This window comes from Bartonella sp. AP19HLJMH, from assembly GCF_042196245.1.
Classification (GTDB): Bacteria; Pseudomonadota; Alphaproteobacteria; order Rhizobiales; family Rhizobiaceae; genus Bartonella.
The window spans coordinates 1-3,528 of sequence record NZ_JBHIPX010000038.1 but is presented as its reverse complement, the minus strand read 5'-3'; the positions used below and the strand labels follow the sequence as shown (position 1 = coordinate 3,528).

Annotated in this window: 5 protein-coding genes and 1 pseudogene; 2 read left to right on the top strand and 4 right to left on the bottom strand. The window is 36.8% G+C overall.

Annotation, left to right across the window (positions count from 1 at the left end):
* Window positions 1-317 precede the first annotated feature (317 nt).
* From ACFINR_RS09040 to ACFINR_RS09025, 4 genes are all read right to left on the bottom strand, one after another.
* Window positions 318-704: a hypothetical protein gene (locus tag ACFINR_RS09040; protein ID WP_375654199.1), complete on the bottom strand. Its 387-nt coding sequence runs from the start codon at window positions 702-704 to the stop codon at window positions 318-320.
* Window positions 688-1,818: a DUF1376 domain-containing protein gene (locus ACFINR_RS09035; RefSeq protein ID WP_375654196.1), complete on the bottom strand. Its 1,131-nt coding sequence runs from the start codon at window positions 1,816-1,818 to the stop codon at window positions 688-690. The genes ACFINR_RS09040 and ACFINR_RS09035 overlap by 17 nt, the downstream gene beginning before the upstream one ends.
* Window positions 1,819-1,965: 147 nt before the next feature.
* Window positions 1,966-2,346 (bottom strand): hypothetical protein, encoded by a 381-nt coding sequence (locus ACFINR_RS09030; protein ID WP_375654192.1) that lies wholly within the window; start codon window positions 2,344-2,346, stop codon window positions 1,966-1,968.
* A gap of 2 nt (window positions 2,347-2,348) precedes the next feature.
* Complete coding sequence (locus ACFINR_RS09025) at window positions 2,349-2,615, bottom strand: helix-turn-helix domain-containing protein (protein ID WP_375637121.1); 267 nt, start codon at window positions 2,613-2,615, stop codon at window positions 2,349-2,351.
* An 87-nt stretch (window positions 2,616-2,702) separates the two neighbouring features.
* Between ACFINR_RS09025 and ACFINR_RS09020 the strand changes: the two genes are divergently transcribed.
* Together ACFINR_RS09020 and ACFINR_RS09015 are read left to right on the top strand one after the other, a co-directional pair.
* Window positions 2,703-3,056 carry a helix-turn-helix domain-containing protein gene (locus ACFINR_RS09020; protein WP_004859838.1) on the top strand — a complete coding sequence of 118 codons (354 nt, stop codon included), beginning with the start codon at window positions 2,703-2,705 and terminating at the stop codon, window positions 3,054-3,056.
* Between the two features lie 273 nt (window positions 3,057-3,329).
* Window positions 3,330-3,528, top strand: a pseudogene (locus tag ACFINR_RS09015) (hypothetical protein); the annotation flags it as partial.

Sequence of the window (3,528 nt, the reverse complement as noted above, 5' to 3'; positions counted from 1 at the left end):
GTCTTCATATTCGTAGAGGTTGTAAAAATACTCCTCTGCTCCGTCCCCCCAAGGAACATAACCAACAGCTGTTGCAACAAACTCTTTTTGCATGGGTTGTTTACGCTTTTTTAAGAACAGGTCTTTTAATATTTTCATGTTTTTAGTCCATAATTTTACCAATTGGTCTATTTACCTAAAATTTGACCGTACAGAGCGTTTTATATTGCGGATAGGTTTATCATAAAATCTTTAAATCGCTTTGTACGGTGCCTTTTTGTCGATTTAAATGCATGTCTAATCGTAAAATGATCAGCACTTTTCACTATTTTGCTGTTTTAAGCCGCTTTAGAATTGCTACTGTCATGACACTCTTCACTAGGCTTGCCTATTTTCATGAATGAAATGCGCTTGCCTCCTAAGGCTAGGTTACGCGTATTTTCAACTGCTATAAAAACTCTCTCAGCAACACCATAAAGCCTGCTTTCTAAATCACGACAATACTGCGCTAGATCAGCACAAGAGGGGACAAAGGTTGTTGACATACCTTTTGCTTCACCACGTATAAGATTTTTAACAGCTTGCAACAAAGACCAGAGTGAAATGCCGTTAAGAGCTGCGATATAAGCCTTTGCACGCGCTTCTACATTCAAAACTTTTTGCATTGTCAAACCGCCTTCAAGCACATCAAGCGCCTCTGCAATATCTTCAACAGACGCTTTCAAGGTAAGTAAGTTTTGAACAGTCTGATAGGCTTCTAAAGCTTGTTTCTCTAGGGTTGCTGTCAATTGAATGCCATTTCTCAAGGTCCATGGGAACTCCAGAGTTACACATTGCTCTATCTGTTGCACGGTATCTTGTAGAGGCGTCACTAAGCTGTGTTGCACCGATAAGATTACGGATTGTCTCTCCGGTACCACCACGAGTTCTTTGATCTTTTGAAAAGTTTCCATTGTTTCCACCATTGTTGTTCGTGTTTTTCGTTTTTTCTAAACCCTCGATAGCCCTGCGTACCCAGTTACGCCATGTTGCTTGCCAATCGATTTTGGTTGCATTTGCTCCGGCTTTTGAACGCCAATAATCTCGAAACTTTGCAATTTCGACTTTGACGCGCTCTGGAGGCAAGCCCTCTTCGATTGCAAAATCGTAATCGGGTTCAAAATCCTCTGGCAATCGACAACCGCGATTAGCTTGCGCTCGTTTTGCTTTTTTGGGAACGTTCTCTTGCTCGTGAATGGGAGGTTGGTTGTCTACACCCGTTGTGATTTGCTCTGATGTGGTCTCAACAGCAGCAACCTCTGTTGGCTCGTCAACCTGTTCGTTTGTTTCTAAACTTTCAGAACCAATTTCTTTTTTTGCTAAAACGATAGTTTTAGTTTTTTTATATATATTCTTATTCTGGTTCTTTATAGCTTGATTTTGCTTAGCATTTGCTTCATTTTGCTTGTCATTTGCTTCAGCAAAATTATTAACATGTTGTTTTGTATTATTTTTTGCTTGTGCACCTTTTTTACCAGCCTCACTACGAACTTGCGATATGTGCTCTTTTTTATCAGAAAAATCTTTTAGTTCTTCTTCAACGCGCGTATTCCACAATCCATTATCTGTCTCAACAAGTTTATTATTTCTCATGAGATATTCGACAATAGCTGCAAATTTTTTCTGCGAACAATGACAAACGCGTGCAAGCGTTTGAAAATCTGTTTTAAGTGGTTCTTTTTTTTCATACATGTAAACGAGAAGGGTTATATAAACCCCCCGTTGTTCAGATGTCATTCCATTTGTACCACTTATCCAGTCATACAAATGGAATCTTATCCATGGCATACCATTAGACATGCGCATCCCCTTCTTTCATTAAATATAAATTAGTGATCATAATCCCCCCCTTAAGGCTGTTGCCTATTTATGCGTGAGCTGTGACAGAGCGCGTAGTCATAAGTTAAAAAAAATGAACTCACTCAATTCAAAAATACACTGCATGCTTCATCTCGCTGCACTAACTAAATGTGTAGACCGATTGTATTTCTGTAAACTATCTATGAAATGCTTTTTGAAACCGTGCGCATCGCTATATGCCTTTATAGATAATGAAGGTCCTAAAGTACTTTGAACTATCAAATTATCATTTGCATCAAGAGAAAAATTCCAATCAGAATCGCTAAAAACAATTGTGCTGCCGTCTGGAAAATCCATTTCTTTTATTGAATCTTTCAATTTTATTGAATCTTTCAAAATGTGAAAAGTGTAATATGGTCTTTGCAATACCTTTGTAGAGCTTTGCATTTTTTTATGAGAGACATAAAAACAAAAAATCGTGATTACATTGGTCGTAAAAAGCACAATAATCGTTGCGAAATTGTCCATTTTTATTTTCTTTCTTCATATTGAAGCTTCGTCATTTCATTTTGTTCACATGGCTTCATGCAAACAGTGGAACCCTTGACAAAAGAAGGCGTTGGAGGAGATTGTTCATTCCATAACGCTTCGAGAAGATATGCAACGGCTCCTCTTGAAGGAACACCATATTTTTCCCAACGCCATACTGTTGACTTGTTGACGCCTAACCGTGCTGCCATTTCTTTCAGAGTTAAATTCAGATTTTTACGTAACTGTTTTACTGCTATTTTTCCCATAAAAAATAATATGCATTATGAGTACTTAAAAGTCAAGTCGAAATGCATACCAATTATATGCAATATGAATATATTAAGGAGATAAAAATGCTTAGTAACACGATAGACCAATCTGCTAGATTAATAAAAGCGCGTTTAGCGCGTGGTTTTAGAAGTGCTAAAGAAGCAGCTAGATATTTTGGCTGGAACTACTCTAGCTATATACAGCACGAACAAGGATTAAGAGGAATATCACGGGCATCTGCAAAATATGCAAAAGCATTTAGAATTAGTGAAGGATGGTTATTAACTGGAGAGGGAGAAGGCCCCTCCTTTCCAATTCCTGCCACAAAACAAACTGTTGATGAGCAAATTATTAATCTACTGCAAAAAACAACTCAACCAGATAAAGAAACAATTCTTCACCTTTTAAATCGCCTGCATGCAGAAGAAAAAAAATAAAAGCTTTTTTTCTTTCATTACTAAATGTAGAAACCAGATGCATTATTTTGTTATCTAATTCTATATCACTTTTTATTATTTTCATAACCATTCACCTTCCCCTTTCATGAGAATCGTCATTTAGGAAAAATCTTCTTACAAGATTTTTATACCGTTAAAAATAAAATACACATAACGCATATTTTATTGTTGATAAGTATGCATTATGCGTATTATATATATTCCATAAACCACGCACAAACAATCGCCAAGAGGCGTTAGGGAGGAAAAATTATGGATAAGCCAATTCTTATAAATTCTGATGAAATCTTATTAGTTGTCTATGATGATGATCAAAACATTGGTCGATCGGGACCACTGGATGAAAGCCAAGTTCTAAAAATTATTGACGAGGCAGATGATGCAATCCAAATCTTTCGCATCAATCCTTCTGAGAATAATTGTGAAGATATCTCTGAAGAAATTGCAGAAG

Coding starts and splice junctions, on each gene's coding strand:
- ACFINR_RS09030 (WP_375654192.1), bottom strand. CDS start 2,346: ATGGACAATTTCGCAACGATTATTGTGCTTTTTACGACCAATGTAATC.
- ACFINR_RS09020 (WP_004859838.1), top strand. CDS start 2,703: ATGCTTAGTAACACGATAGACCAATCTGCTAGATTAATAAAAGCGCGT.
- ACFINR_RS09035 (WP_375654196.1), bottom strand. CDS start 1,818: ATGTCTAATGGTATGCCATGGATAAGATTCCATTTGTATGACTGGATA.
- ACFINR_RS09025 (WP_375637121.1), bottom strand. CDS start 2,615: ATGGGAAAAATAGCAGTAAAACAGTTACGTAAAAATCTGAATTTAACT.